At 64.0% G+C, this 26336-nt stretch carries 26 protein-coding genes and 1 pseudogene; 11 read left to right on the plus strand and 16 right to left on the minus strand.

Annotation, left to right across the window (positions count from 1 at the left end; genetic code table 11):
* Positions 1-3: 3 nt before the first annotated feature.
* The 7 genes from J0O65_RS13125 to J0O65_RS13155 all read right to left on the minus strand — a co-directional run bounded on the left by J0O65_RS13125 (position 4) and on the right by J0O65_RS13155 (position 7568).
* Positions 4-1047, minus strand: a complete 1044-nt coding sequence (locus J0O65_RS13125) for a histone deacetylase family protein (RefSeq protein ID WP_215407348.1) — start codon at positions 1045-1047, stop codon at positions 4-6.
* Between the two features lie 28 nt (positions 1048-1075).
* Positions 1076-2677 carry a glutamate--cysteine ligase gene (gshA, locus tag J0O65_RS13130; protein ID WP_215407350.1) on the minus strand — a complete coding sequence of 534 codons (1602 nt, stop codon included), beginning with the start codon at positions 2675-2677 and terminating at the stop codon, positions 1076-1078.
* 216 nt (positions 2678-2893) lie between these two features.
* Complete coding sequence (prmC, locus tag J0O65_RS13135; protein ID WP_215407352.1) at positions 2894-3724, minus strand: peptide chain release factor N(5)-glutamine methyltransferase; 831 nt, start codon at positions 3722-3724, stop codon at positions 2894-2896.
* 11 nt (positions 3725-3735) lie between these two features.
* Positions 3736-4206, minus strand: a complete 471-nt coding sequence (locus J0O65_RS13140) for a disulfide bond formation protein B (protein WP_215407354.1) — start codon at positions 4204-4206, stop codon at positions 3736-3738.
* 154 nt (positions 4207-4360) lie between these two features.
* Positions 4361-5437: a peptide chain release factor 1 gene (gene prfA, locus J0O65_RS13145; protein ID WP_215407356.1), complete on the minus strand. Its 1077-nt coding sequence runs from the start codon at positions 5435-5437 to the stop codon at positions 4361-4363.
* 85 nt (positions 5438-5522) lie between these two features.
* Positions 5523-6797, minus strand: coding sequence for a glutamyl-tRNA reductase (gene hemA, locus J0O65_RS13150; RefSeq protein ID WP_215407358.1), 1275 nt, complete (start codon positions 6795-6797; stop codon positions 5523-5525).
* A gap of 81 nt (positions 6798-6878) precedes the next feature.
* Entirely contained in the window at positions 6879-7568 is a 690-nt protein-coding gene (locus J0O65_RS13155; protein ID WP_215407360.1) for a response regulator transcription factor, read from the minus strand.
* A 169-nt stretch (positions 7569-7737) separates the two neighbouring features.
* Between J0O65_RS13155 and J0O65_RS13160 the strand changes: the two genes are divergently transcribed.
* The gene (locus tag J0O65_RS13160) at positions 7738-8241 is read left to right on the plus strand and encodes a YcjF family protein (RefSeq protein ID WP_215407362.1); all 504 of its coding nucleotides are present in this window, start codon (positions 7738-7740) and stop codon (positions 8239-8241) included.
* Between the two features lie 3 nt (positions 8242-8244).
* Here the strand turns inward: J0O65_RS13160 and minE are convergent, their stop codons facing one another.
* The 5 genes and pseudogenes from minE to J0O65_RS13180 form a co-directional block, all read right to left on the minus strand.
* On the minus strand, positions 8245-8496 hold the full coding sequence (minE, locus tag J0O65_RS13165; RefSeq protein WP_034752886.1) for a cell division topological specificity factor MinE: 252 nt from the start codon (positions 8494-8496) through the stop codon (positions 8245-8247).
* Between the two features lies 1 nt (position 8497).
* Positions 8498-9313, minus strand: coding sequence for a septum site-determining protein MinD (gene minD / locus J0O65_RS13170; RefSeq protein ID WP_071325832.1), 816 nt, complete (start codon positions 9311-9313; stop codon positions 8498-8500).
* Between the two features lie 37 nt (positions 9314-9350).
* On the minus strand, positions 9351-10100 hold the full coding sequence (minC, locus tag J0O65_RS13175; protein WP_215407364.1) for a septum site-determining protein MinC: 750 nt from the start codon (positions 10098-10100) through the stop codon (positions 9351-9353).
* Between the two features lie 228 nt (positions 10101-10328).
* Entirely contained in the window at positions 10329-10472 is a 144-nt protein-coding gene (locus tag J0O65_RS27900) for a hypothetical protein (protein ID WP_353056194.1), read from the minus strand.
* Positions 10446-11744 (minus strand): annotated as a pseudogene (locus tag J0O65_RS13180) (5-methyltetrahydropteroyltriglutamate--homocysteine S-methyltransferase); the annotation flags it as partial. The pseudogene J0O65_RS13180 and the gene J0O65_RS27900, both read right to left, overlap by 27 nt.
* Positions 11745-11862: 118 nt before the next feature.
* Between J0O65_RS13180 and J0O65_RS13185 the strand changes: the two are divergent.
* From J0O65_RS13185 to J0O65_RS13205, 5 genes are all read left to right on the plus strand, one after another.
* Positions 11863-12771, plus strand: a complete 909-nt coding sequence (locus tag J0O65_RS13185) for a LysR family transcriptional regulator (protein ID WP_215407368.1) — start codon at positions 11863-11865, stop codon at positions 12769-12771.
* A 129-nt stretch (positions 12772-12900) separates the two neighbouring features.
* Entirely contained in the window at positions 12901-13386 is a 486-nt protein-coding gene (locus J0O65_RS13190; protein ID WP_251373734.1) for a phasin family protein, read from the plus strand.
* 208 nt (positions 13387-13594) lie between these two features.
* Complete coding sequence (locus J0O65_RS13195; RefSeq protein WP_076564895.1) at positions 13595-14773, plus strand: acetyl-CoA C-acetyltransferase; 1179 nt, start codon at positions 13595-13597, stop codon at positions 14771-14773.
* A gap of 142 nt (positions 14774-14915) precedes the next feature.
* Positions 14916-15656 (plus strand): acetoacetyl-CoA reductase, encoded by a 741-nt coding sequence (gene phbB, locus J0O65_RS13200; protein ID WP_086137253.1) that lies wholly within the window; start codon positions 14916-14918, stop codon positions 15654-15656.
* 118 nt (positions 15657-15774) lie between these two features.
* Positions 15775-17121 carry a tetratricopeptide repeat protein gene (locus J0O65_RS13205; RefSeq protein WP_215407372.1) on the plus strand — a complete coding sequence of 449 codons (1347 nt, stop codon included), beginning with the start codon at positions 15775-15777 and terminating at the stop codon, positions 17119-17121.
* Here the strand turns inward: J0O65_RS13205 and J0O65_RS13210 are convergent.
* A complete protein-coding gene (locus J0O65_RS13210; RefSeq protein WP_251373735.1) occupies positions 17058-17678 on the minus strand; it encodes a LysE family translocator in 621 nt (206 codons plus the stop codon). The two genes, J0O65_RS13205 and J0O65_RS13210, sit on opposite strands and share 64 nt — an antisense overlap.
* A gap of 153 nt (positions 17679-17831) precedes the next feature.
* On the opposite strand from J0O65_RS13210, the gene J0O65_RS13215 reads away from it, so the two are divergent.
* From J0O65_RS13215 to J0O65_RS13230, 4 genes are all read left to right on the plus strand, one after another.
* Positions 17832-18314, plus strand: coding sequence for an Lrp/AsnC family transcriptional regulator (locus J0O65_RS13215; RefSeq protein ID WP_034783718.1), 483 nt, complete (start codon positions 17832-17834; stop codon positions 18312-18314).
* Between the two features lie 78 nt (positions 18315-18392).
* Positions 18393-19349 carry a prolyl aminopeptidase gene (gene pip, locus J0O65_RS13220; RefSeq protein WP_215407374.1) on the plus strand — a complete coding sequence of 319 codons (957 nt, stop codon included), beginning with the start codon at positions 18393-18395 and terminating at the stop codon, positions 19347-19349.
* A 112-nt stretch (positions 19350-19461) separates the two neighbouring features.
* Positions 19462-19902, plus strand: a complete 441-nt coding sequence (locus J0O65_RS13225) for a DUF2721 domain-containing protein (protein WP_034783716.1) — start codon at positions 19462-19464, stop codon at positions 19900-19902.
* Positions 19903-19945: 43 nt separating this feature from the next.
* Positions 19946-20401 (plus strand): hypothetical protein, encoded by a 456-nt coding sequence (locus tag J0O65_RS13230; protein ID WP_215407376.1) that lies wholly within the window; start codon positions 19946-19948, stop codon positions 20399-20401.
* Between the two features lie 10 nt (positions 20402-20411).
* Here J0O65_RS13230 and J0O65_RS13235 read toward each other — a convergent pair whose 3' ends face one another.
* A complete protein-coding gene (locus J0O65_RS13235) occupies positions 20412-20999 on the minus strand; it encodes an SRPBCC family protein (RefSeq protein ID WP_251373736.1) in 588 nt (195 codons plus the stop codon).
* Between the two features lie 159 nt (positions 21000-21158).
* On the opposite strand from J0O65_RS13235, the gene J0O65_RS13240 reads away from it, so the two are divergent.
* A complete protein-coding gene (locus J0O65_RS13240; RefSeq protein ID WP_215407378.1) occupies positions 21159-23204 on the plus strand; it encodes an NADPH-dependent 2,4-dienoyl-CoA reductase in 2046 nt (681 codons plus the stop codon).
* Positions 23205-23282: 78 nt separating this feature from the next.
* Here the strand turns inward: J0O65_RS13240 and J0O65_RS13245 are convergent, their stop codons facing one another.
* Together J0O65_RS13245 and J0O65_RS13250 are read right to left on the minus strand one after the other, a co-directional pair.
* A complete protein-coding gene (locus J0O65_RS13245) occupies positions 23283-24992 on the minus strand; it encodes a cation:proton antiporter domain-containing protein (RefSeq protein WP_215407380.1) in 1710 nt (569 codons plus the stop codon).
* Between the two features lie 211 nt (positions 24993-25203).
* Positions 25204-26325, minus strand: coding sequence for a beta-ketoacyl-ACP synthase III (locus J0O65_RS13250; protein ID WP_215407382.1), 1122 nt, complete (start codon positions 26323-26325; stop codon positions 25204-25206).
* Positions 26326-26336: the final 11 nt, after the last annotated feature.

Consider the following 26336-nt stretch of genomic DNA (forward strand, 5'->3'; position numbering starts at 1 on the left):
GGCTCAATCCGCCGTCTCGAAACCTTCGAGCACGTTCACCACATTGATGCCGATTTCCTGCACCGCATAGCCGCCTTCGAGGATGAAGGCGGTGGGCAGGTTCAGGTGCGCGAGGCGCTCGCCGACGCGCAGGTAGTCGCCGCTTTGCAGGGCGAAGTGCGAGAGGGGATCGCCAGCGAAGGTGTCCACGCCGAGCGACACCACCAGCGCGTCGGGCGCATACATATTGATGCGCAGGCAGGCCGTTTCCAGCGCGGCGAACCAGCTGGCGGTGGACGTGCCGGCCGGCAGCGGCAGGTTGACGTTGTAGCCGAGTCCCGCGCCGCTGCCCGTTTCGTCGGCGTGGCCGAGATAAAACGGGTATTCGCCGCGCGGGTCGGCGTGCACGGAGGCGAACAGCACGTCGTCGCGCTGGTAAAAGATGCTTTGCGTGCCGTTGCCGTGGTGGTAATCGATATCGAGGATGGCGACCTTGCGGGCGCCGTCGTCGAGCAGGTGCTGCGCGGCCAGGGCCGCGTTGTTGAGAAAACAGTAGCCGCCAAAGAAATCGCTGCCCGCGTGGTGGCCCGGCGGGCGCGTCAGGGCAAACGTGACCCGTTCTCCCAGGCGCAGCGCGTGGGCCGCGTTGACGGCGCAGTCGGCGCCCGTCTTGGCCGCCGTCCAGGTGCCGGCCGTCAGTGGCGTGCCGTTGTCCATCGAATACAGGCCCAGCTTGGCCGTGAAGTCGTCCGGTTCTATGTCGCTGCGCAAGGTGCGCACGGGCCAGACGGAGGGCAAGGCATCCTTGTTGGCATTGTCCGGGTCGAGCGCCAGCCAGTCTTGCCAGGCGTGGCGCAAGAAATGCAGGTAACGGGGCGTGTGGATGCGTTCCAGTGACGTCAGCGGCACGCCGTGCGGCGTGACGATGCGGCCCAGGTTGCGCCGTCCCAGTTCGGCCACCACCATGTCGGCCCGCTCCGGCGTCTCGAAGCAGGGCACCATGGTGCCGCGAAACAGCTCGAAGCGGCCCCGGTGCTGGCCGTGCAATTCATTGTAGAAGGTCAGCATGGGGCGCCAGGTGGAAAGTCAGGCAGGATCAGGTGTGCGAACACAGGGTGCTGGCGCGGTAGGCGGCGACGAAATCGTCGAAGCTGCCGGCCGGCGCCGCTTCCATGGCGCGCTGCTCGGCCAGCGAGCTGGCGGCCAATTCGTCGAAATACGCGCTTTGCTCCGGCGTGGCTGGATGCGCGCGGAACCAGGCGGCGTGGCGTTCGCTCTGGCGCAGGCCGAAGGCGGCAAACGAGCCGCCGTTGGCGCGCAGCTCGGCCAATACCTTGGCCGATGGCGTCGCATCGGGGTCGGCCAGTTTCCGGGCTTGCGCGGCCAGGCTGGCCGCGTGCTGCGTGCCGCCCTGGCGCGCATCGAGCAAGGCCGCCACGGGCGCGATGCGCGCCAGCAATTCCTCGCCCCACGCCCGCAGGGTGATGTCCTCGCCATCGCGGCGCAGGGTCAGGCCCGGCTTGCGGCCTTCCTTGACGGTGCGGGCGAAATTGTTCGTGTAGCAGGCACTTTGCTCGGCCGAGATGGGGGCGCTGTCGTCGAGCGCGCAGAACAGCAGGAAGGCGTCGAGGAAGCGGCCCGTTTCCAGGCTGATGCCGACCGGTTCGAACGGGTCGACATCCATGCAGCGCACTTCGATGTATTGCACGCCGCGCAGGCACAGGGCCTGGATGGGGCGCTCGCCCGTGCGGATCACGCGTTTCGGGCGGATGGTCGAATAGTATTCATTTTCGATCTGCAGCACGTTGGTGGACAGCTGAATCCACTCGCCATCTTTCTTTGTGCCCAGCGCCGCGTACGGCGGGTACGGGTCGTTGACGGCGTGCGTGAGCGCGTTGACGTAGTCGTCCAGGCTGTTTTCGTGCGGGCGCAGGCCGGACTGGGCGTCGTTCTGGTAGCCGAGGTCGCTCATGCGCAGGCTGGTGGCGTACGGCAGGAACAGGGTGTCGTCGGACAAGGTGTCGAGCTTGTGCGCGCGGCCGCGCAGGAAACCGCTGGATAAGGCCGGCGAAGCGCCGAACAAATACATCAAGAGCCAGCTGTAGCGGCGGAAATTGCGGATCGTCGCCAGGTAGCTTTCCGACTGCACGTCTTTCGGCGTGGCGGCCGCGTGGTGCGGGCTGGCGCTGGTGTCCGGGTTGCTGGCCAGTACTTGCCACAGCTGCTCGTCGAGCGAGTAGTTGTAATGGATGCCGGCGATGCATTGCATGGCCTTGCCGTAGCGCAAGGCCAGGCCGCGCCGGTACACGTGCTTGAGCATGCCCATGTTCGACGTGCCGTAGTTGGCGATTGCGATCTCCGCTTCGGGCGGCAGCTGGCACGGCATCGACTGACTCCACAGCAACTCGTCGCCGAGGCGGCTGTAGGCATGGCGGTGCACGGTACCGAGCTTGTCGAGCGTGACGGCGATGTCCTGTTCTGCGGGGGTGATGAATTCGAGCAGCGCTTCGGCGTAGTCGGTGGTGATTTCAGGGTGCGTCAGCGCCGAGCCCAGGGCGGCGGGGTGGGGCGTGGAAGCCAGATGGCCGGCGGCGTCGACGCGCAGGGTTTCACGCTCGATGCCGCGCAAGCCGCCCAGCAGCGCGCGGTTGGCATCTTCGGTCAGCAATGCCAGGCGGCGAGTCAACAGGTTGGGCAATTTGAGCTTCCTTTCTTGTGCAGCATATAAATAATTTGTGCTGAGATTAACCGAATTTTGGCAAATGCGTCGGCGCCGGCCCAAAAAACGCCGCGTCGCCAGCGTCCGCCCCGGGGAACGGGGACGGCGCTTCGGTCAGGAATTCGCTTGATATTTTAACAAACTGCGGGGGGATCTGGCGCGCCGCCGGGTCAAGCTTTGCGCAGGTGGCTATGCTTAGCCGAGGCGGGCGCCGCTGACTCTTTCGATGCCGGCCAGGTCGCGCCAGCTTTGCACTTTGTTGTAGCCGGCCTCGGTCAGCAAGCCGCGCACGCAGGCCGCCTGGTCGTAGCCGTGTTCCATCAGCAGCCAGGCACCGGACGCCAGGTGGCGCGCGGCGCCGGCCACGATGGTGCGCAGGGCCGACAGGCCATCCGCGTGGTCGGTCAGCGCGCCCGTGGGCTCGAAGCGCAAATCGCCCTCGGCCAGGTGGCGGTCGCCGCTGGCGATGTAGGGGGGATTGGAGACGATCAGGTCGAACTTTTCCGTGCCCAGCGCTTCGAACCAGTCGCTGGCCATGAAGGTGATGTTGACGCCGTTGGCGCTGGCGTTGCGGCGCGCCACGGCCAGCGCCGCGCTGCTGACGTCCAGCGCCGTGACGACGGCGTCGGGCCGCGTGTGCGCCAGCGCGACGGCGATGGCGCCGCTGCCCGTGCCCATGTCGAGCACCCGTCCGCCGGGCGGCAGGCGCTCGAGCGCCAGTTCCACCAGCACTTCCGTGTCGGGGCGGGGGATCAGCACGGCGTCATTGACTTCGAATGGCAGGCCGAAAAATTCGCGCTGGCCGACGATGTAGGCGATCGGCTCGCCTTGCAGGCGGCGCGCCAGCAAGGCTGACAAACGGTCGGCTTCGTCGGCAGTGAGCACACGCTCCGATTGCGTGATCAAACTCACGCGCGACAGGCCCAGCGCGTGGCCCAGCAGGATGCGGTTGTCGAGCGGGTCGAGCAGCGGACGGATTTGCAGGGCGCCGACGGTGCTGCCGGCGGGAATCAAGGTGTCTGGCATGGTGCTTTCAATTATTTCTGACGGCGCAGCAAGGTCCACAGCAGGCCGACGCTAAAGATGGCGAACCAGATGAACGCCCATTGCGGGATCGACAGGCCGAAAAACGGCTCGCCGGCGTTTTCGCAGGCGCCATACGATTCAAACATGAAGGGCATGAGTTCGGCCGTGAAGATCTTGTTCAGCGCCGTTTCCACCGGGTCGATGCCGCACGAAAAGCCGGGGTTGGCCAGCACGTACAAATGCTTGGCGCCCACGCCCAGGCCGCCCAGGGCCGCCAGCACCCCGACGCCGGCGCCGATCTTCGGGCGGTTCGCGGCCGCGCCAGCCAGACAGGCGATGCCGATGGCGAGGAACAGGTAGCGCTGGATCACGCACAGCGGGCACGGCGCCATGTGCATGGCGTGCTGCAAATACATGGCCACGCCCAGCATCAGGAAACACAGGGCGGCGATCGACAGGAGGACGGTACGTGAATTTTTCATGGGCGACACGGTGAGGTGGATGGAATCGAGCTGCTCATTCTCGCACAAGGGCAGATTTTTATTGCTTAGCCGCTACTTAAACCCCGGGGTCAGACCCCCGCTTGCGCCGACGCCTGATCCGCCGTCAGCGGTGGAGAGGGTCTGACCCCAGCCTTTAGTCACCTAGCGCGGCCAACAATTCAGCCTGGTGTTCGGCGGCTAAAGCATTCGTCAACTCCGTCAAATCCCCATCCATGATGAAGTCGAGTTTATACAAGGTCAGGTTGATGCGGTGGTCCGTCAGGCGTCCCTGGGGGAAGTTATAGGTGCGGATGCGCTCGCTGCGGTCGCCCGAGCCGATCAGGCTCTTGCGGGTGGCCGCTTCCTTCGACTGCTGTTCGCGCAATTGTACGTCCTTGATGCGCGCGGCCAGCACTTTCATCGCCTGCGCCTTGTTCTTGTGCTGGCTGCGGTCATCCTGGCATTCGACCACGATGCCGGTCGGCAAGTGGGTGATGCGCACGGCCGAATCCGTCTTGTTGATGTGCTGCCCGCCCGCGCCCGAGGCGCGGTAGGTGTCGATGCGCAGGTCGGCCGGGTTGATGTTGACGTCTTCCACTTCATCCGCTTCCGGCATCACGGCCACCGTGCAGGCGGACGTGTGGATGCGGCCTTGCGTTTCCGTGGCCGGCACGCGTTGCACGCGGTGGCCGCCCGATTCGAACTTCAGCTTGGAATACGCGCCATTGCCGACGATACGCACGATCACTTCGCGGTAGCCGCCCAGGTCGGAGTCGGACGACGACACCAGTTCCACCTGCCAGCGGTTGCGCTCGGCGAAGCGCGTGTACATGCGCAGCAGGTCGCCGGCGAACAGGGCCGATTCGTCGCCGCCCGTGCCGGCACGAATTTCGAGGAAGATATTGCGCTCGTCGTTGACATCCTTCGGCAGCAGCATGGTCTGCAATTCGCGCTCGAGCTGCGCCATGGTGGCTTTCGCCGCCTCGATCTCTTCCTGGGCGAATTCCTTCATGTCGGGGTCCGCCAGCATTTCCTGCGCCGTGGCGATGTCGTTGCCCGCTTCCTGGTAGGAACGGTACAGGGCCACCAGCGGGCCCAGTTCGGCGTGTTCGCGCGTCATCTTGCGGTAGCTGTCCATGTTCGACGTGGCGTCCGGATGCATCAGCAGTTCGTCGAGTTCGACCAGGCGGTTCGCCAGTTGATCGAGTTTGGCCAGCATGGATGGTTTCATAGCGATTCGCGGTAAAAGTGTGTAGGGATGGTGCGGGCCCGGCAGGCGGGCAGGGGCGGCCGCGCGGGCGGCCAGCGCGGCTGCGCTAACGGCGGGGGCGGAACAGTTTCGGCAGCAGGGTGACCAGCTGCTTGCGCTCGTCGCCTTGCGCATGGTGCAGCGCCTGCTGCGGACCGTGCAGGAACTTGGCCGTCAAGCCTTTCGACAGCGCTTCCAGGACGGCGTCGATGTCGGCGCCCTTGGCCAGCATCTTGCGCGCCCGCTCCACTTCCATCAGGCGCAAGGATTCGCTGTTTTCATGCAAATGCTGGATGACGGGCACCATGGCGCGGTCGTCGACCCAGCTCATGAAGGATTGCACGCGCGTCTCGATGATGGTTTCGGCTTGCGCCACGGCCGCTTGCCGGCTTTCCAGGCCCGTCTGCACGACCTTGCCCAGGTCGTCGACCGTGTACAGGAAGACGTCGTTCAGGCGACCCACTTCCGCTTCGATGTCGCGCGGCACGGCCAGGTCGACCATGAACATGGGCTTGTGGCGGCGTGCCTTGATGGCGCGCTCGACCAGGCCCAGGCCCAGCAGCGGCAAGGATGACGCCGTGCACGAGATGACGATGTCGAACTGGTGCAGCTGCTCCGGCAAGTCGGCCAGGCGGATGGCCTTGCCGTTGAAGCGGTGCGCCAGTTCCTCGCCCCGTTCCATGGTACGGTTGGCAATGGTGATGCTTTTCGGGTTTTGCGCCGCAAAGTGCGTGGCGCACAATTCGATCATTTCGCCGGCGCCGATGAACAGCACGTTCTGCTCGGCGATCTTGTCGAAGATGCGCTGCGACAGGCGCACGGCGGCGGCCGCCATGGACACGCTGTGGGCGCCGATTTCCGTGCTGCTGCGCACTTCCTTGGCCACGGAAAAGCTGCGCTGGAACAACTGGTGCAGATACGTGCCCAGGCCGCCGGCCTCGTCGGCCGTGCGGATGGCGTCCTTGATCTGGCCCAGGATCTGCGTTTCGCCCAGCACCATCGAGTCGAGCCCGGAGGCGACGCGGAAGGTGTGGCGCACGGCATCGTGCTGCGGCAACATATACAAGTGGGGGCGCAGCTCGCTGTAGTTGAGCTTGTGATAATCGGCCAGGAAATGCGCGCCCGCGTCGAGCGGATTGGGCACGTGGCTGGCCGCATACAGCTCGGTGCGGTTGCACGTCGAGAGGATGGCCGCTTCGTCGTTGTCGCGCAAGTCGATGCGCTGGAACCAGGTGCGCGCCGCCATCACCGCCGAACCCAATTGCTCAGGCGCAAACGCCAGCTGTTCGCGGAGCGACACTGGTGCGGTGGTATGGTTGAGGCCGACGGCGAGCAGTTGCATTTCAGGGCTGTTGGGATGACTTATGGCGACATTATAACGCTTTGTGCCCGCGCTTTGAGCAGGTCAGCCGTTTGCCGCCCTTCAGCCGCCCAGTTTTTCCAGCCGATAACCATAACTGTAGACAGGCACGAGGCGGTAGCCGTGTTCCGGTTTCAGCTGCAGCTTGTTGCGCACGCGCGAAACGTGGGTATCCATGGTGCGCGAAGGCAGCGCCGTGTCGCGCTGCCACACGGCTTCGTGGATGTAGGCGCGCGACAGGGGACGGCCCAGGTTGCGGAAAAACAGCAGCGCCAGGGCGAATTCCTTGTGCGTCACGTCCAGTACTTCGCCGTCGCGCAGCAGGCGGCCGGGGCGGGTTTCAAACGTGTAATGACCGAATTGCAAGGTCTCAGCGCCATTCTGGGCCGGATACGCCACGCGCAGCAGCGCCTGGGTGCGCAAGGTCAGCTCGCTGCGCCGCAGGGGCTTGATCATGTAGTCGTCGGCGCCCGCCGTCATGCCCGCCACCACGTCGTCTTCGCCGGAACTGTTGGTCATAAACAACACGGGCGCCTTGGGCGCCAGTTTTTCCCGGGCACGGCGCAAGACTTCCGCACCGTCCAGATCGCTCACATGCCAGTCGAGGATGAGCATGTCGCAACTGTCTTTGCGCAGTTGCCCCAGCATTTCCTTGCCACTCTGAAACTCGTGGCAAGCGTGGCCGGCGGCGGTGAGCACCTGGCAGATCAGTTCTGCCTGGCTATGGTCGCTATCGAGTACGGCAATTCGCATAATGGGCTGGAGTGTGTAGCAACAAACAGACGGTCCGCTCTGCTTATCGTAATGTTAAGGAATGCTCAAATGAAATATAACAGAGATTGCAACTGTGTCCAGTGAAATCGGAGGGCAGACCTTTTACGTTACACTTGTTCATCTACCCCCTACCAGCGGAGAAACGGCCATGCCAGACAAGAGCACCACCGATTGGACCCTGATACCGGCCAGCCGTTCCGACATCGAGCAAGTGCGCGAGCGCTGCCGGCGCCTGGTGCAGCGGCGCGCCATGATGTCGGCGGGCGCCTCGGCCATTCCCATTCCCGGCATCGACCTGATGTCCGACGTGGGCCTGTTTTCCATGCTGATCAACGATATCAACCACGAATTCGGCCTCACGCCCGAGCAGATCGAGCGCCTCAACCCGCAGTTCAAGATGATGGCCTACCGCGCGGCGGTGGGCATGGGTGGCATGCTGGTGGGAAAGCTGGTGTCGCGCGAACTGATCCTCCAGCTGCTCAAGCGCAGTGGCGTCAAGATAGCCACCAGGCAGGTGGCGCGCTTCGTGCCGTTCGCCGGCCAGGCGGTGGCGGCAGCCATCGGCTACGCCGTGTTCCGCCAGATCGGCAACCAGCACGTGAACGCCTGCGCCGCAGTGGCGCAGGAATTGCTCGCGGTGCGGCCGGATTAGCGCTTACGCGTCCGGCAGCACCACGTTAACGTCGAGTACTTCCAGGTTGCCCTGGCGGTCCAGCGAGATCTTGATGTCGTCGGCATTGACCTTGGTGTACTTGGAAATGACGGCGATCAATTCCTTGTGCAGGGCGGGCAGGAAGTCCGGACCATCGCGTCCGCTGCGCTCGCGGGCGATGATGATCTGCAGGCGTTCCTTGGCCGCGGTGGCCGTCTTCGGCTTGGGGGGGAACAGGAAAGAAAGCAAGGCCATATCACTTCGCCCCAAAAATGCGCTGGAGTAATCCAGGCTTTTCATAGTTGGTAAAGCGCAGCTCGACATCTTCGCCGAGGAAACGCGAGACCACGTCTTCGTAGGCTTGCGCCACGTCCGTCCCCTTGAAATGGATGGCGGGATTGCCCTGGTTCGAGGCGGCCAGCACTTGCTCCGATTCCGGAATGATGCCCACCAGCGGGATGCGCAGGATTTCCTGCACGTCCTGGTAGGACAGCATTTCATCCGATTCCACGCGTTTCGGCGAGTAGCGGGTGATCAGCAAATGTTCCTTGACCGGCTCGCCGCCCGTCTGCGCGCGGCGCGACTTGGCTTGCAGGATGCCGAGGATGCGGTCCGAATCGCGCACCGACGACACTTCCGGGTTGGTGACGATGATCGCTTCGTCGGCGAACGTCAGCGCCATCAGCGCGCCATGCTCGATGCCGGCCGGCGAATCGCAGATGATGAACTCGAAACCCATGTTGATCAGGTCGTTCAACACGCGTTCCACGCCTTCTTCCGACAAGGCATCCTTGTCGCGCGTCTGCGACGCGGGCAGGATGAACAGGTTGTCGCAGTGCTTGTCCTTGATCAAGGCCTGGTTCAGCGTGGCTTCCTTGTTGATCACATTGATCAGGTCGTAGACGACGCGGCGCTCGCAACCCATGATCAGGTCGAGGTTACGCAGGCCCACGTCGAAGTCGAGCACGGCTGTCTTGTGGCCGCGCATGGCCAGGCCAGTGGAAAAACTGGCGCTAGAGGTCGTCTTGCCGACACCGCCCTTGCCGGACGTCACAACAATAATTCTTGCCACAAATAATCCTTTTCAGATATCTCTTGAATTGTGCAGCTTAAGAGCGGTTCACGGGAGTGACCGGATGCACAGAGTGTATATCGATTCTGTCTCCAGCCAAACGAATTTGCGCGGGTCCGCGCGCCATTTCTGCGGGGAAACCATCCTCGAACGTGCGGTACACGCCGGCGATCGAGACCAGTTCCGGTTCCATGGCCAGCGCGAAGATGCGCGCCTGGGGGTTGCCCGAGGCGCCGGCCAGCGCGCGGCCGTACAGCGAGGAATACACGTGGATGCTGCCGTCGGCGATGATTTCGGCGCCATTGTTGACGACGGCGGTGATGATCAGGTCGCAGCCGCGCGCGTAAATGCGCTGGCCAGCCCGCACGGGCGTGTCGATCACCATCACCTGGGCGTCGGCGCCCGCCTGGGCGGCGGCCGTGGGGGTATCCCTGGGGCCATCCTTGGGCGGCGCATCGTCGCGCGTCTTGCCGCTGTCGAGGCTCAAGCCTTGCGCCAGGATGGCGTCATGCATGTCGGCCGGCGCATTGCGCACGGCCACGGCATTCAAGCGGTATTTTTTCAGCAGGGCCACGAGGGCGGCCCAGTCGATGGGGACGCTGCCAGGCGGCAAGGCCGCCACGTCCAGCACGGCCAGGTCGTCCTCGAAAAAGTCCGCCACGCCTCCCGTCATGTCGCGCAAGGCGGCATCGAGTGCCTGCGTATCGGCGCTGTGCAGGATGGCGGAGACGGCGACGACGGTGGAAATCTTGATTTCGATAGGCTTCTGCGACGGGCTTTTGGACATAAACATTTATCAAAGTGAAACTGCGGCAGGCCAGATGTTCCGTACAGCAACAATAGGGAGCAGTAAATTTCTTGCATTCTACTGCAAAAAAATCGGCGTCAGGGGCCTGGCGCGTGCTATTCCGCAGGGCAACACCTACTTCATGTCAAAAAAAACGGGCGGCGCCCCGGAAAACCGGTGCGCCGCCCCGAAAGCAGCCGAGAATGCGGCTTGAGTACGCCTATGTCATCACGCCGCGCGCATCCGCTGCGCCGCCGTCGCCATGTTTTTCAAGGCCGCCTCCGTTTCCGCCTGGCCCCGCATCTTCAGGCCGCAGTCCGGGTTGACCAACAGCTTGGCCGGGGTGTCGCCGCGTTCCGCTTCGCCATGCACGAGTACGTCAAGGCCCAGCGCTTCCTGGCGGATGGCCGTCGTTTGCGGGAAGGAGCCGATGGTCGTTGTCGGGAAGTCGTGCAGTTGCAGGCGCTGCGTCACTTGCGGGCGGTGGACGCGGGGGCTGGCGCGCCGCCCGGCGATGGCCAGGCGGGACATGGCCAGCGCGCCGTCATCGGGATGGCCCGCCAGCGCATCCTTCAGCAGCGCCAGTTCCGTCAATTTTTCCGTGGCGAACGCCAGCCAGCTCCGGATTTCACCGTCGAGCGCCGTTTCCGCTTCCAGGCTGAACGGCACGTGCAGCAGCGAGCAGGACGGCGCCAGCCACAAATGGCCGTTGCGCCTGGCCGCCAGCGGCGCCAGCACGGCCAGGGCCGCGTCGAGGTCGGTGCGCCAGATGTTGCGCCCGTCGACGATGCCGATCGACAAGACTTTATGCACGGGCAGCCAGTCCGTCACGCTGATCAGTTCATGCGGCGCGCGGACGCCGTCCACATGCAGGCCGGCCACGGGCAGGCGGCACGTCAGGCTGAGGTTTTCTTCCAGCGGCGAAAAATACGTGGCCAGCAGGATATCCACGCCTACCTGGTTCAGCTGCCAATACGTGCTTTCAAAAGCGTTGCGCCAAGCGCCGGGCAAGTCCAGGCCCAGGATCGGCTCGTCGAGCTGCACCCAGGCCACGCCTTGCCGCTTCAGGCGGTCGAGCAGGGCGCCGTAGACGGGCAGCAATTGTTCCAGCAGGGCCAGGCGCTCGAAGCCCGCTGTCTTTTCCTTGCCCAGCCACAGGAAGGTGAGGGGGCCGATCAGGGCCGCCTTGACCGGGTGGCCCAGCGCCTGCGCCTCGGCCACTTCCGCCAGCAGGCGCTCGCAGGCCAGCGAAAACCGGGTTTGCGGCGACAATTCGGGCACCAGGTAATGGTAATGGGTGTCAAACCATTTGCGCATTTCCAGCGCATGCTGGCCGGACTCGCGCGCCAGCGTGAAATAGCGCGACAAAGGCGTTTGCTCTGGCGCGAAGTGGAAGCGCGTCGGTTCGCAGCCCAGCAGCTGGATGTGGTTGGCCACCTGGTCGTACAAGGCGAAGTCGCCCACGGTGACGTAATCGAGTCCGGCGTCCCGTTGCAGCGCCCAGTGGCGCGCGCGCAATTGCCGGCCCGTCGCTTCCAGGGCCGCCTCGGACAGCTCCCCGCGCCAGTGGCCTTCCAGTGCCGATTGCAGTTCACGCGCGGCGCCGATACGGGGAAAGCCAAGGATGTGGGTACGAATGGTCATGATGTCATCGAGATTTAATGTGAATGCGCTAGAGTGTGCGGCAACTTAATCTATAATCAAAACGAAACATTTTGCCGAATAACATGAAAATATTTCACGTACAGAATCTATTTCCCCGATGCTAGAAATCCGTCACCTGCGCACCTTGAGTGCCTTGCGTTCGTCCGGCAGCCTGGTGCGCGCCGCGCAGCTGCTCAACCTGACCCAGTCGGCCCTGTCGCACCAGATCCGTTTGCTGGAAGAGCGCTACAAGGCGCCTTTGTTCGAGCGCAAGTCGATGCCGATCGCCTTCACGGCCACGGGCAGCCGGCTGCTGGAGCTGGCCGACAAGCTGCTGCCCGAGATCGAACTGGCCGAGCGCGACGTGGCGCGCCTGTCGCAGGGCGACAAGGGGCAGTTGCGCGTGGCGCTCGAATGCCATACCTGTTTCGACTGGCTCATGCCCGTGATGGATGCGTTCCGCCAGCGCTGGCCGGAAGTGGAGATCGACCTGGTGTCCGGCTTTCACAGCGAACCGGCGGACTTGCTGCGCTCGGGCGAGGCGGACCTCGTGATCGGCTCGCCGTATGGCCCCGATTTCACCGTGTTTCCCCTGTTCCGCTTTGAAATGCTGGTGGTGATGGCGCAGAAGCACCGCTTGCAGGCGCAGCGCCGCCTCGCCGCGGCCGACTTCACGGGCGAAACATTAATCACCTATCCGGTGCCGGAACAGCGTATCGACCTGATCCGAGAAGTGCTGAAGCCGGCCGGCATCGTCTTCGAGCGCCGCACGGCCGAATTGACGGTGGCCGTGCTGCAGCTGGTGGCGAGCCGGCGCGGCATCGCCGCCTTGCCGAACTGGGCCATCAAGAATTACGTCGATTACGATTATGTGGTGGCGCGCCCGGTGGGCGAGCACGGCCTGTGGAGCGACCTGTATGTGTCCGTGCCAGATCACCTGCAGGACAAGGCGTATGTGCGCGATTTCGTCAGCGTGATACGCGAGCAGTGCGCGGCCTCGCTGGACGGTATCAAGTTGTTGTCCTGATCCACGTTGGCTTGGAAACAAACCAACAGGAAAGTTTGATAAATATCAAGGTTCAGCAATGAACCACCGCTTACAGTTGAGCACTGTGCGGCGCAACATGGCGCCGCCTACTCTTTGGGGAGGAACGACATGTTTTCATTTTCCGAACAATGGGCACTGGCCGGCAAGGCCGTGGTGGAAGCGCAATTGATCAGCGCGCAAGCGTACGCCCAGGCCGCCGTCGATAGCGGCGCCAGCGTGCTGGACTTGCAGCTCGATGCGGCCCGCGCGGCGCTGGCCGCCGCTACGGTGGCGGGCAATCAGCTGCTGTCCGTGAAGGACCCGCAAGCGCTGCTGCAACTGTCGCGCACGCAGTCGCAACTGGCCATCGAACGCATCGGTGCCTATGGCCGCCAGGCAAAGGAAGTTGCTCAAGAAACTCAGGAGAAATTCGACACTGTGACAAAGGGTGAGTTTGCTGCATCGCGTCAAAAATTTGGCGAGCTGTTGCAAGTGGTAAAGCAAACCCCCGTGCCCCTGATTATTCCCTTTAATAATTTTCTAAAAACCACTTTCGGCGGCGCCGATGAAGGGTATGATAAAAATAAAAACACGCGTCCTGCTCGCCAGGCGTAAGCGTGTTGCGGCCCGGCAGCGGCTATCCGCCGCGCCAGTCCGCCCGCCAGTACCGCAAGCAGGCTGTCATCGCCGCCGCCTGCGGTGCGGCGCTGGAACTGCGGCGCATGCCGCGCTAGAATGAAACACAGCTTGCTGTGTCTTCCCGAATTCGGATTGTATTACTACCTTGACCTTGGCCCTCGTGGCCTGCATATCGGAGAAATAAATGGATGATGTCGTAATCGTGGCCGCCGGCCGTACCGCAGTCGGCAAATTCGGTGGCAGCCTGGCCAAGATTCCTGCGTCCGAACTGGGCGCGCATGTAATCAAGGGCTTGCTGGCGCAAACCGGCATCGACCCGAACCTGATCGGCGAAGCGATCCTGGGCCAGGTGCTGACGGCCGCCGTCGGCCAGAACGCCGCGCGCCAGGCCGTCATCAAGGCCGGCTTGCCCAGCTCGATTCCGGCATTCACCATCAACAAGGTCTGCGGCAGCGGCCTGAAGGCCACGCACCTGGCGGCGCAAGCGATCAAGTGCGGCGACGCCAACATCATCATCGCCGGCGGCCAGGAAAACATGAGCGCTTCGCCGCACGCGATGAACGGCTCGCGCGACGGTTTCCGCATGGGCGACTTCAAGATGATCGACACCATGATCGTCGACGGCCTGTGGGACGTGTACAACCAGTACCACATGGGCATCACGGCGGAAAACGTCGCCAAGAAATATGAAGTGACGCGCGCCGAGCAGGATGAATTCGCGCTGCAGTCGCAACTGAAGGCGGAAGCGGCGCACAAGGCGGGCAAGTTCAAGGATGAAATCCTGCCGCTGGAAATCGCCAACAAGAAAGGCACCGTGGTCTTCGACAGCGACGAATACATCAAGCCTGGTTCGACCCTGGAATCGCTGGCCGGCCTGCGCCCCGCGTTCGCCAAGGACGGCACCGTCACGGCTGGCAACGCCTCGGGCCTGAACGACGGCGCCGCCGCCGTCATCATGATGTCCGCCTCGCAAGCGAAGGAACTGGGCTTGAAGCCGCTGGCGCGCATCAAGGCCTACGCCTCGTCGGGCCTGGACCCGGCCGTCATGGGCATGGGCCCCGTCTCCGCATCGCGCCTGTGCCTGAAAAAAGCCGGCTGGACGCATGAGGAGCTGGACCTGATGGAAATCAACGAAGCGTTTGCCGCGCAAGCGATCGCCGTCAACAAGGAAATGGGCTGGGATACCAGCAAGATCAACGTGAACGGCGGCGCGATTGCCATCGGCCACCCGATCGGCGCGTCCGGCGCGCGCATCCTGGTCACCCTGATCCACGAAATGATCCGCCGCGACGCCAAGAAAGGCCTGGCCGCGCTGTGCATCGGCGGCGGCATGGGTGTTGCCCTTGCGATTGAGCGCGATTAAGTAGCTGGCACCAACCCAGGCTGTTGCGCATACCGCGCGGCGGCCTGGCGCGATGCGGTTGGCCGCCGTCATGCGGCGGAGTTGGATAGCTTTCACTAAATGATTAACTTTTTAGCAACAGAACGACACTGAGGGGATGAAAATGGCAAGAGTTGCATTGGTAACTGGTGGCATGGGTGGTCTGGGCGAAGCGGTCTGTTTCAAGCTGGCGGCGCTCGGCTATCGCGTGGTGACCACCTATTCCCCGGGTAATCCGAAGGTCGCGGAATGGCTGGCGACGACCAAGGACATGGGCTATGACTTCAAGGCGTATCCGTGCGACGTGGCCGACTACGATTCGGCGGCTGCCTGCGTGGCGGCCGTGGAAGCGGAAATCGGTCCGGTCGACGTGCTGGTGAATAACGCCGGCATCACGCGCGACATGACGTTCAAGAAGATGGACAAGACCAATTGGGACGCCGTGATGAGCACCAACCTCGATTCCGTCTTCAACATGACCAAGCCCGTCTGCGACGGCATGGTGGAGCGCGGCTGGGGCCGCATCATCAATATCTCGTCCGTGAACGGCCAGAAGGGCGCCTTCGGCCAGACCAACTATGCGGCCGCGAAAGCCGGCATGCACGGTTTCACCAAGTCGCTGGCGCTGGAAGTGGCGCGCAAGAACGTCACCGTCAACACCATCTCGCCCGGCTACATCGGCACCAAGATGGTCATGGCGATTCCGCAGGAAGTGCTCGACAGCAAAATCATCCCGCAAATTCCGATGGCGCGCCTGGGCAAGCCGGAAGAAGTGGCCGGCCTGGTGGCTTACCTGGCTTCCGATGAGGCGGCCTTCGTCACGGGCGCCAACATCTCCATCAACGGCGGCCAGCACATGTCGTAATCGTTGTTGCGGTAAAACAGAAAAGACAGCTGCGGCTGTCTTTTTTTATGCTGGCGAGCAAGACAGGGCTGGCGTGCGCTTTGCCGTAGAATCAGCATTTCTCCACTGCATCATCTCCATGACCCTCTTACCCGCCTTGCGCCGCGCCAGCGTGGCCGCCATCCTTTTCCTGGGCGCCAGCGCGGCCCAGGCCGGCGTCGCGTTGCACGTCACGGTGACGACCGAGCGCATCAACCAACCCGGCGTGAACACCGGCCTGCCCGCGCGCACGACGCAGGAAAGCGATGTCGTGCTGGGCCCGCATTACCTCAGCGTGCGTGAAGGCAAGAGCTTGTCCGTGCTCGACTTTGCCACGCGCCGCCGCTACGTCATCGATACGGCGGCGTCCACCTATGACAGTTATTCGCTGTTCGACGTGGCGGGCTCTCGCCGTCTCGCGATGGAACGCCGCAAGGGCACGGCCGGCACGCTGGCGCCGCAGGTGCTTGACGGCGCCGTGCTGTGGTCGTTCGAGGGGCAGCCGCTGCTGCGCCTGGGGATAGCCGGCAGCCCCGTCAGCGGCGCCGAGGCCACGGCGTTTGCCCAGGTTCTGCGCTACACCTGGGGCGGCCACCCGCTGGCGCTGAAGATGCTGGCCGACGGCAAGCGCATCCCCGCCGACTTCACCCTGCATTACCAGGAAGTGGGTGACAAGCTCACGCGCCATTTCCGCATCAGCCGGCTTGTCATGGACGCGCCTGCCACGTATTCGCTGGCCGCCTACCGACCCCGCCCGCTGGCGGCCGATGCACCGGTGCTCGAAAGAGTGCTGGCGCAGGCGGCGCGGTTGCCGCCGCCGGGAGCGCAGTCGCATCCGGCGCTGCGCGCCGAGGCGGAAAAGCTGTTTGCCGCAGAAAAGCCTTTCGAGGCGTTCTTGACCATGCTGGAAGACCATTTTTCCACGGGCGCGCTGGTCGACAAGCTGTCGCGTGAGCAACAGATGGCCATGCAGGAGTGCGAGCCCATCCACGACTTGACGCGGGGGCTGCTGGCCAAGGACCAGGACGGCATCGCGGCCGCGCTGGCCACCGTGCAGGAATTGAGAAAGCAAGCGGGGCCGGATCAGCCCGTATTGGCCCTGTTCGAGGGGAATTTGCGCGCCAAGCTGGGGCAATGGCCGGCAGCGACCGCGCTGTATCTGCAAGTGCTGCAGGCCAAACCGCAGATGGCGGCCGTGTACCAGGACCTGGGCGACGCCTTGCTGGCGCAATTCGATGCGCAAAACGCCTGGCGCAGCTGGGATGCGGGCCGGGCCATGGCGCCGTCGCTGCGGCAATTTCGCAAGGTCAACGATCTGGAGCGCAGCCTGCTGGCCGATTACCCTGCCTTCTTTGCCGATGGCATGGCAGCTCAGCTGAAAATTCAGTCCAGCACGAGCCGCCCGGCCAGCAAGACGAACACGGTGGGCAGCACGAACTTGCCGTAAGGCGAGGGTTTACCGCGCAGGCGGCGCGCCAGGCGCGCGGCCAGCACGGCGTACAGGGCATCGAACAGCAGGCCCACCAGCACCAGGATGGCGCCCAGGCGCAGGTATTGCATGCCGACGCTGTCGCCGCCGCTGACGAATTGCGGTAAAAACATGCTGCAAAACAGCAGTGCCTTCGGATTGAGTAGATTCGTCAGGAAGCCGCGCACCAGGCTGGCGCGCGCGCCCTGCGCCGTGGTGGGGGCGGCGGCGTCCTGCGCCGTCTTGCTCGACAGGGCCGACTGCAGCAGGCGCAGCGCCAGGTACAGCAGATAGGCAGCGCCCGCCCATTTGACCCACTGCAAGGCTTGCGGATGCGTGACCATCAACGCCGCCAGGCCCGCGCCCGACAATGCCACGTGCACGGCGCGCGCGCCGGCGATGCCCACGGCCGTCACCAGCGCCGTGGCCACGCCGCGCGCCGCGCCCGTCGCCAGCACCAGCGCCATGTCGGGGCCCGGTAATAAAAAGGCGCCGGCCAGTGCCAGCAGGTACATCAGGAAGGTAGAATCGGACATGGCTCGGTCGAAAAGAAAAGCGGGAGCATGCGCACGGTGCGGCCTGCTCGCCGGGCCCCATTATGTTCTTGCTGCGATGAAATGTGCTTGCTTTTCCTGCCCTGCATGCCCTAGTATTCGGGTAGATTCCACTCGTATAAAAACAAAAAATAGATGAAAATTCCAGAAGTTAGCCTCGACGCCACTGATTTGCAGATACTCAGGCTGTTGCAGGATGAAGGACGGCTGTCGAATGCGCGCCTGGCCGAGCGCTTGAAACTGAGCGAAACCCCCGTCTGGCGCCGCCTGCGCCGCCTGGAAGAAGAGGGGTTTATTACCGGCTACCAGGCTTTGCTCAACCGCAAGAAGCTGGGCATCGGCCTGGTCGCGTTCGTCCGCGTGGTGTTTGCCAACCATGGCGGCGAGCAGCCCTCGCAGTTCGAGCAGGCGATCGCGACGATTCCCGAGATTCTGTCGTGCCACAACGTGGCGGGCGAAGCCGATTATTTCCTGCAAGTGGTGGCGCGCGACCTGGAAGCGTATGGCGAATTCGTCTCGACCGTGCTGCGCCGCCTGCCGGGCGTGGCGGAAATCCAGTCCAGCCTGTCGATGCGCGAAATCAAGTCGTCGAACCGCCTGCCCTTGCTGCTGGCCTGAGGCGCCGGCGGCGCACTATAATTGGAACAGTTGCCAGGACTCTTGTCTGGCGCCCTGACTGCCATTTTGAGGACCGCCATGCCCGATTCTTTGACTCCCCTGTTTCCCGCCCTGACGCCGAACCGGCACGGCATGCTGGCGGTCGACGATATCCACACCATTTACTGGGAAGAGTGCGGCAATCCCGACGGCATTCCCGTGCTGTTCCTGCATGGCGGCCCCGGCGCGGGCCTGTCGCCGCAGCACCGTCGCTTCTTCGATCCGCAGCGCTACCGCGTGATCCTGTTCGACCAGCGCGGCGCGGGCAAGTCCACGCCGCTGGGCGAGTGGCGCAACAACACGACGCAGCTGCTGATCGCCGACATCGAACGCTTGCGCGCCCAGTTCGGCATCGCCCAATGGCTGGTGTTTGGCGGCTCCTGGGGCTCGACCCTGGCGCTGGCGTATGGCCAGGCGCATCCGGAGGCTTGCCTCGGTTTTGTGCTGCGCGGCATTTTCCTGTGCACGCAGGCGGAGATCGACTGGTTCATCGAGGGCGTGCGCTGGTTTTATCCGGAGCTGTACGCGGAATTCGCCGCGCCTATTCCCGCAGAGGAGCGGGGCGACTTGCTGGCCGCCTATGTGAAACGCATCCTCAGCAGCGACCCCGCCGTGTACTGGCCGGCCGCGCGCGCCTGGAGCCGCTTTGAGGGCCGCCGCGTGTACCTGATGCCGCAGCCGGAAGATGCGCCGAACGATGCGCTCGACCTGGGCGTGGGCCGGCTCGAATCGCATTACATGGCCAATCTCGGTTTCTTCGAGGAAGACCAGCTGATCCGCAACATCGGGCGCATCGCGCATTTGCCGGCCGTCATCGTGCAGGGCCGCTACGACGCCATCTGCCCGCCGCTGTCGGCCTACCGTTTGCAGCAAGCCTGGCCCGGCGCGCAGCTGGAAATGATCCCGGACGCGGGCCATGGCGCGCTGGAACACGGCATCGCTTCGGCGCTGGTGCGCGCCACCGAGCGCTTCGTGCCGGGGCGCGGCTTCGCATGACGTTCCGGCACGCCGGTCGGCAAGGCGGCCAGCCGGCGTGCGCCACCTGCTACACTATGGCCTGTGCTGGCGCCAAGGTCGGGCGCCGGTGTGAACCCACGACTTTTTATCCATGAACATACAGATCGGCGACATCGGCCATATCATCCAGCTGGCGATTGCGCCGGTTTTCCTGTTGACCGGTATCGGCACCATGCTGGTCGTGCTGACCAACCGCCTGGGCCGCATCATCGACCGCACGCGCGTGCTGGAAGACCGGCTCGACATCGGCTACAACGATTTCTATATGGATGAGCTAGATACCCTGTATCGGCGTACCCATCTGATCAACTATTCGATTTCGCTCAGCACGGCGTGCGGTTTCTTCGTCTGCGTCATCATCGCCATGCTGTTTTTGGGCGATATTCTGAACCTGACCCTGGACAAATACATCGCGGCCTTCTTTGTGCTGGCCGTGATTTGCCTGATCGGCTGTTTTATTTATTTACTGCGCGAAATTTACCTGGCCGCGACGGCCCAGCGCATCCGGCGCCATATCCGCCCGCCCCGTTGAGCGGCCGCGCCGGTTTACCCTACTATTGAAGAACGAGTCCAGCATGCACGATTACAAACGTCCCCCCACCCTGCACCGCTACGGCCAGCGCAGCGAACTCGAGCTGGCGCTGAGCCAGGGCCAGTTCCGCCTGGCGCCGGCGGGCAATTGCCTGACCCTGAGCTTTTCGCAAGTGTGGGACAAGCAACTGTTCGACCTGTTCGCCCCGGCCGACGCGTGCCTGATCATCCACAATACGGAAGAGTTCGGCGAACGCCTGCACCGCGCCGTGCAGCGCACCTTGCCCAGCTGGGCCGGTATCGATGGCCTGGTCGAATACGGCCAGCGTGCCGCTCTGGGCGCCGCCTTCACCAAGACGCGCGCCGAGGCGCCCGAGCAGGAATGGCTGTTCGCCTGGCGCTCGATGCAGCCGCAGGCCAGCCTGAACCCTGTCACGGTGAAACTGGGCAGCCTGGAAAACTTCGCGGAAATCCGCGACCGCGATACCTATTTGGCGTAATTCGCCTGAATTATCCGGATTTATCGGCGTGCTGGCTGTCGATGCGGATGAGCACGGCCCCCATCATGCGCTCGATATCGCCGCGTATCATGGTCGTGCCCAGCATGCCGGGCACATAGAAGCCCGGCATCAGCCGGCTGGAAAAGACGATGCGCGTGCCGCCCGTCTCGGGCACGGGATACAGATTCCAGCGCGACTCGTAATGCCGCATGTCGCCGGAGATCAAGGCGATGTCGATGGACGTGAACGGCGTTTCCGTGGCCCGCACCACCAGGTGGATGGGGTGGTTCATGAACAGGAAGCGCGCCATGCCCTGCTGTTCGATGATGACTTCATTGCCGTTGCGCGACAGCACGCGGCAGGAGCTGAGGTCGGGCACGAATTCATGCATGCGCTCGTACGTCGTCAAGGTTTTCCACACGGACGCCAGCGGCGCCTGCACGCTGCCGCTGGCGTCGACTTCATACATGCGCTGCCCGTCGACCTCGATGCGCTTGACCTCGACCTTGAGCTTGTCCAGTCGCAGTGCCTGCGCCTGCGCCAACGCGGTAGCGGGGAGGGCGCACAGCATCAGCAGGCAGAGGAAGAGTCGCTTCATGCCACCTAGCCTACGGGAAACTTGCGCCCGGCACAAGCCGTACCCATCGCCGGCGGGAGCTTCGGGCGATTTAGAACTCCCGGTCTAGAGAAAGTCGCTGCGGCGATCGGCAATGCTTGCTACCGTACGGCCTGCAACCACCTTACCGGACCGATCACCATGACTGCCTATCCCCATCTGCTGGCCCCGCTCGACCTGGGTTTTACCACCTTGCGCAACCGCGTCATCATGGGGTCCATGCACACGGGCCTGGAAGACCGGTTTTATCATTATGGCAAGCTGGCCGCGTTTTACCGCGAGCGGGCGCGCGGCGGCGTGGGACTGATCGTCACGGGCGGCATCTCGCCGAACCGCCAGGGCTGGCTGCTGCCGTTCGGCGGCACCCTCAATTTCCTCGGCGACGTGCCGAACCACCGCAAGGTGACGCGCGCCGTGCACGAGGAGGGCGGCAAGATCGTCATGCAGATCCTGCATGCGGGCCGCTATGGCTATCAACCGTTCGTCGTCTCGGCGTCGGCGAAGAAATCGCCGATCTCGCCCTTCCGCCCCCGCCCTTTGAGCGAGCGGGGCATAGAGCGCACCATCTGCGACTACGTGCGCTGCGCGCGCCTGGCGCAAAAGGCAGGCTACGACGGCATCGAAGTGATGGCCAGCGAAGGCTATCTGTTGAACCAGTTCCTGTGCGCGCGCACGAACCTGCGCCAGGACCGCTGGGGCGGCAGCATCGAGAACCGCATGCGCCTGCCCGTGGAGATCGTGCGCCGCATCCGCGCCGCCGTCGGCCCCAACTTCATCATCATGTACCGCCACTCGCTGCTCGACCTGGTCGAGGGCGGCAATACCTGGGACGACGTGGTGACGGTGGCCAAGGCCCTGGAACAGGCCGGCGTGAGCATTCTCAATACGGGCTTCGGCTGGCATGAGGCGAGGGTTCCCACCATCGTCACGTCCGTGCCGCGCGCCGCCTTCGCTTCCGTGGCGGGCCGCCTGCGCCGCGAAGTGAGCATTCCCGTGGTGGCGTCGAACCGCATCAACATGCCGCACGAGGCCAACGCCATCCTGGAGCGGGGCGACTGCGACCTGGTGTCGATGGCGCGCCCTTTCCTGGCGGACCCTGACTTCGTCGCCAAGGCGGCCTCGGGCCGCGCCGACGAGATCAACACCTGCATCGGCTGCAACCAGGCGTGCCTGGACCACACCTTCGCCAACCAGCGCGCCAGCTGCCTCGTCAATCCGCGCGCCTGCCATGAAACGGAACTCGTGTACGCGAAAAAGGCCGTGGCGCGCCGGGTCGCCGTCGTCGGCGCCGGTCCGGCCGGCCTGTCGGCCGCCTGCGTGGCCGCCGAATGCGGGCACCAGGTGACCCTGTTCGACAGCAGCGACAGCGTGGGAGGACAGTTCAAGGTGGCGATGCAAATTCCCGGCAAGGAAGAATTTACGGAAACCATACGCTACTTCAGCCGCCGGCTGGCGCTGCTGAAGGTCGACGTGCGCCTGGGCCAGCGCGTGACGCGCGAGCAATTGCTGGCCGGCGGCCATGACGACGTCATCGTCGCCACCGGCATCAAGGTGCGCCTGCCGGCCATCCCCGGCATCGACCACCCGAAGGTGCTGTCGTATCTCGACGTGCTGCAAAGCAAGAAGCCCGTGGGCGCGCGCGTGGCCATCATCGGCGCGGGCGGCATCGGTTTCGACGTGGGCGAGTATCTGTTGCACGACCCGGCGCACCCGCTGCCGCAACCGGTGGCGGCGTGGGCGGGCGAGTGGGGCGTGGACTTGAATGCGGCGACGGGCGGCGGCCTGGTGCCGCCTGTGGCGGCGCATCCCGTGCGGCAAATCTTCCTGTTGCAGCGCAAGACCTCGAAAGTGGGTGCGGGACTGGGCAAGACTTCGGGCTGGGTGCACCGCGCGGCGCTGGCGAGAAACGGCGTGGCCATGCTGGCCGGCGTGACGTACGACAAGATCGACGAGCAGGGCTTGCACATCACCGTGGGCGGCGAACAGCGCCTGCTGGCGGTGGACAACGTGGTCATCTGCGCGGGCCAGGACAGCTTGACCGAACTCATGCCTCCCGTCGACAAGGACGGCAAGCCTTTGGCCACGGGCGGCCCGCGCTTCCATAAAATCGGCGGCGCCGCGCTGGCGGCGGAACTCGATGCCAAGCGGGCGATACGGGAAGGGGCGGAGCTGGCCGCCAGTTTGTAACCCGGAAAAAACTGGGGTCGGACCCTGAGGGGCCGACCCCGGCATTTGCATGGACTAGAGGTTCGGCATCAAAGAACCTTAATGGCCATGCCCCTTCTTCGCCGTCTCAAAACTCTGCAGCACGTGCTCGGCCATGCCATTGGCCAGCTCGTGCTCGCCAATGAACACCTTGCCCGCGTTTTCCGCGCGCAGCAATTCCGCCTCTTCCTCGCTGTGCGTGCGCACCACGGTCAGGATGTTCGGGTTCAGCGCGCGCGCCGTCTCGATCATGGCGCGCACGTGGAAGGTGTCGGGCGTGGCGATGACGAGCATGGTGGCGTGCGTGATGTGCGCCTGGATCAGCACGGCCGGTTCGCCCGCATTGCCGGCCACGGCGGGAATACCCTGCTTGCGCAGCTGGTCGACGATGTCGCGGTTTTCCTCGGCCACGACGAAGTGGATGCCCCGTTGCATCAGGGCGGCGGCGATGCGCCGGCCCACGCGGCCGTAGCCGACCAGGACGACCTGGCCCGACAGCTTTTCCTGCGGCACCGTCATCGGCAGCTCGGCCAGCGGGTCCGTGGTGCGCTCGAACTTGCGCGCGAAATCGCTGTTGCCGATCACGCGCAGCAGCGGCTTGGCCATGCTGAACACGAGGGGATTCAATGCGATCGACAGGATGGCACCGGCCAGGATCAGGCTTTGCCCTTCCTGCGGCATCAGGCCCAGCGACAGGCCCAGGGCGGCCAAAATAAACGAGAATTCGCCGATCTGCGCCAGGCTGGCCGAGACGATGATGGCCGTCTTCGGCGGATAGCGCAGCGCCATCACCAGCAAAAACGCGGCGATCGACTTGCCGAAGATGATGATGGCGCACACGGCCAGCACTTGCAGGGGCTTGTCGATGAGGATATTCGGCTCGAACAGCATGCCGACGGACACGAAGAACAGCACGGCGAACGCGTCGCGCAGTGGCAGCGACTCTTCCGCGGCGCGGTGACTGAGTTCCGATTCGCGCAGCACCATGCCGGCGAAGAAGGCGCCCAGCGCGAACGACACGCCGAACAGCTTGGTCGAGGCGTAGGCGATGCCGACGGCGGCGGCGATCACGCACAGGGTGAACAGTTCGCGCGAGCCGGTGCGCGCCACTTGCCACAGAATCCACGGGAACAGCTTGCGGCCGACCACCAGCATGAAGACGATGAAGCCGGCCACTTGGCCCAGGGTGATGGCCAGGGTTTGCCACAGGCTGACGGCCTCGGCATCCGGTGCGACCTTGCCGCCCAGCACGCTGGCAAACGCCGGCAGCAGCACCAGCACCAGCACGGTGACGAGGTCTTCCACCACCAGCCAGCCGACGGCGATGCGGCCATTCAGGGAATCGAGGATGCCCCGTTCTTCCAGCGCGCGCAGCAGCACCACGGTACTGGCAACGGACAGGGCCAGGCCAAAGATCAGTCCGCCACCGAGCGTCCAGCCCCACCAGTGGGCCAGGCCCATGCCCATCGCCGTGGCGACGCCGATCTGCAGGATGGCGCCGGGCAGCGCGATCTTGCGCACGTCCCATAAATCCTCGATGGAAAAGTGCAGGCCGACACCGAACATCATCAGCATCACCCCGATTTCCGCCAATTGTCCCGCTATTTCCGCATCCGCCACAAAACCGGGCGTGGCCGGTCCGATGATGATGCCGGCGGCCAGATAGCCGACCAGGGCCGGCAGTTTCAGGCGCGCGGCGATGAAGCCGAAGATGAGGCCGAACCCGAGGGCGGCGGCGATGGTGGTGATCAGACTGATGTCATGGGGCATGCGGGGTGGGTTCCTTATGGCGTCGTGCGGATGGAAAAAGATGTTGCTCAGGGGCTAAGTATAAACGCAACAAAGCTGCGGCTGGAACTATCCTGCCGCTTTTTTTGTAAAAAACTTGTGCCACATCTTCGTCCAGGTAGCCGCGAATTGATGCCAATCCACCATGAACTGCGCCTAATTCAATGAATCAGGCGATTCTACGCCGAAGCGCTCAGACCTTGCACACGATCACGCAGCCGATGGAATAACCGGCGCCGAATGAGCAGATGACGCCGGTGCTGCCTGCCGCCATGTCATCCTGATAGGTATGGAAGGCGATGATGGAGCCGGCCGACGAGGTGTTGGCGTAGGTATCGAGGATCACGGGCGCTTCGTTCGCTTCCGCGTCGCGGCCCAGGATCAGGCGCGCGATCAGCAGGTTCATGTTGAGGTTGGCCTGGTGCAGCCAGTAGCGGGAGACTTGCGCCACTTCCACGCCGGCCTTGGCCAGAGTCGTTTTGATCATCTCGGCGGCCATCGGACACACCTCCTTGAAGACCTTGCGGCCTTGCTGGCGGAACAATTTATCCGCCTTGCCCACGCCGGATTCGTCGAAACGGTTGAGGAAGCCGAAATTGTTGCGGATGGCGTTAGAGAAGCGCGTTTTCAGTTCCGTGCCGATGATCTCGAACTGGTGCCGGGACACGGCCGTGTCTTTCGCTTCGACGACGATGGCGGTGCAGGCGTCGCCGAAAATGAAATGGCTGTCGCGGTCGCGCCAGTTCAGGTGGCCGCTGGTGATTTCGGGATTGAGGACCAGCACGGCGCGCGCCTGGCCGCTTTGCACGGCGGCCACGGCTTGCTGGATGCCGAAGGTGGCGGACGAGCACGCCACGTTCATGTCAAAACCATAACCGTCGATGCCCAGCGCATCCTGCACTTCCACGGCCATGGCCGGGTAGGCGCGCTGCATATTGCTGCAAGCCACCAGCACCATGTCGATATCGGCCGGCGTGCGGCCGGCGCGGGCCAGCGCATCGCGCGCGGCGGCGACGGCCATTTCCGCCTGCAGGGACAGTTCGTCATCGCCCCGTTCCGGGATGCGCGAGACCATGCGCGCCGGATCGAGGATGCCTTCCTTTTCCATCACGTAGCGCGACTTGATGCCGGACGCCTTTTCGATGAAGGCCACGCTCGACAGGTCCAGCGCCGTCACCGTGCCTGCGGCGATCGCGTCGGCGTTGTCGGCATTGAACTTTTCCGCGTAGGCATTGAAGCAGGTGACCAGCTCTTCGTTGGAGATCGAAAATGGCGGCGTGTACAGTCCGGTACCGCTGATGACGACTTGTTTCATGGTTAAACTTT

The organism is Janthinobacterium sp. JC611 (genome assembly GCF_018682595.1).
GTDB lineage: Bacteria > Pseudomonadota > Gammaproteobacteria > Burkholderiales > Burkholderiaceae_D > Janthinobacterium.

Excerpts from the sequence above, each read along its gene's own strand:
- J0O65_RS13125 (WP_215407348.1), bottom strand. The coding sequence starts at position 1,047 with ATGCTGACCTTCTACAATGAATTGCACGGCCAGCACCGGGGCCGCTTC.
- prmC (WP_215407352.1), bottom strand. The coding sequence starts at position 3,724 with ATGCCAGACACCTTGATTCCCGCCGGCAGCACCGTCGGCGCCCTGCAA.
- J0O65_RS13140 (WP_215407354.1), bottom strand. The coding sequence starts at position 4,206 with ATGAAAAATTCACGTACCGTCCTCCTGTCGATCGCCGCCCTGTGTTTC.
- prfA (WP_215407356.1), bottom strand. The coding sequence starts at position 5,437 with ATGAAACCATCCATGCTGGCCAAACTCGATCAACTGGCGAACCGCCTG.
- hemA (WP_215407358.1), bottom strand. The coding sequence starts at position 6,797 with ATGCAACTGCTCGCCGTCGGCCTCAACCATACCACCGCACCAGTGTCG.
- J0O65_RS13155 (WP_215407360.1), bottom strand. The coding sequence starts at position 7,568 with ATGCGAATTGCCGTACTCGATAGCGACCATAGCCAGGCAGAACTGATC.
- J0O65_RS13160 (WP_215407362.1), top strand. The coding sequence starts at position 7,738 with ATGCCAGACAAGAGCACCACCGATTGGACCCTGATACCGGCCAGCCGT.
- minE (WP_034752886.1), bottom strand. The coding sequence starts at position 8,496 with ATGGCCTTGCTTTCTTTCCTGTTCCCCCCCAAGCCGAAGACGGCCACC.
- minC (WP_215407364.1), bottom strand. The coding sequence starts at position 10,100 with ATGTCCAAAAGCCCGTCGCAGAAGCCTATCGAAATCAAGATTTCCACC.
- J0O65_RS13185 (WP_215407368.1), top strand. The coding sequence starts at position 11,863 with ATGCTAGAAATCCGTCACCTGCGCACCTTGAGTGCCTTGCGTTCGTCC.
- J0O65_RS13190 (WP_251373734.1), top strand. The coding sequence starts at position 12,901 with ATGTTTTCATTTTCCGAACAATGGGCACTGGCCGGCAAGGCCGTGGTG.
- J0O65_RS13195 (WP_076564895.1), top strand. The coding sequence starts at position 13,595 with ATGGATGATGTCGTAATCGTGGCCGCCGGCCGTACCGCAGTCGGCAAA.
- phbB (WP_086137253.1), top strand. The coding sequence starts at position 14,916 with ATGGCAAGAGTTGCATTGGTAACTGGTGGCATGGGTGGTCTGGGCGAA.
- J0O65_RS13205 (WP_215407372.1), top strand. The coding sequence starts at position 15,775 with ATGACCCTCTTACCCGCCTTGCGCCGCGCCAGCGTGGCCGCCATCCTT.
- J0O65_RS13210 (WP_251373735.1), bottom strand. The coding sequence starts at position 17,678 with ATGTCCGATTCTACCTTCCTGATGTACCTGCTGGCACTGGCCGGCGCC.
- J0O65_RS13215 (WP_034783718.1), top strand. The coding sequence starts at position 17,832 with ATGAAAATTCCAGAAGTTAGCCTCGACGCCACTGATTTGCAGATACTC.
- pip (WP_215407374.1), top strand. The coding sequence starts at position 18,393 with ATGCCCGATTCTTTGACTCCCCTGTTTCCCGCCCTGACGCCGAACCGG.
- J0O65_RS13225 (WP_034783716.1), top strand. The coding sequence starts at position 19,462 with ATGAACATACAGATCGGCGACATCGGCCATATCATCCAGCTGGCGATT.
- J0O65_RS13230 (WP_215407376.1), top strand. The coding sequence starts at position 19,946 with ATGCACGATTACAAACGTCCCCCCACCCTGCACCGCTACGGCCAGCGC.
- J0O65_RS13235 (WP_251373736.1), bottom strand. The coding sequence starts at position 20,999 with ATGAAGCGACTCTTCCTCTGCCTGCTGATGCTGTGCGCCCTCCCCGCT.
- J0O65_RS13240 (WP_215407378.1), top strand. The coding sequence starts at position 21,159 with ATGACTGCCTATCCCCATCTGCTGGCCCCGCTCGACCTGGGTTTTACC.
- J0O65_RS13245 (WP_215407380.1), bottom strand. The coding sequence starts at position 24,992 with ATGCCCCATGACATCAGTCTGATCACCACCATCGCCGCCGCCCTCGGG.
- J0O65_RS13250 (WP_215407382.1), bottom strand. The coding sequence starts at position 26,325 with ATGAAACAAGTCGTCATCAGCGGTACCGGACTGTACACGCCGCCATTT.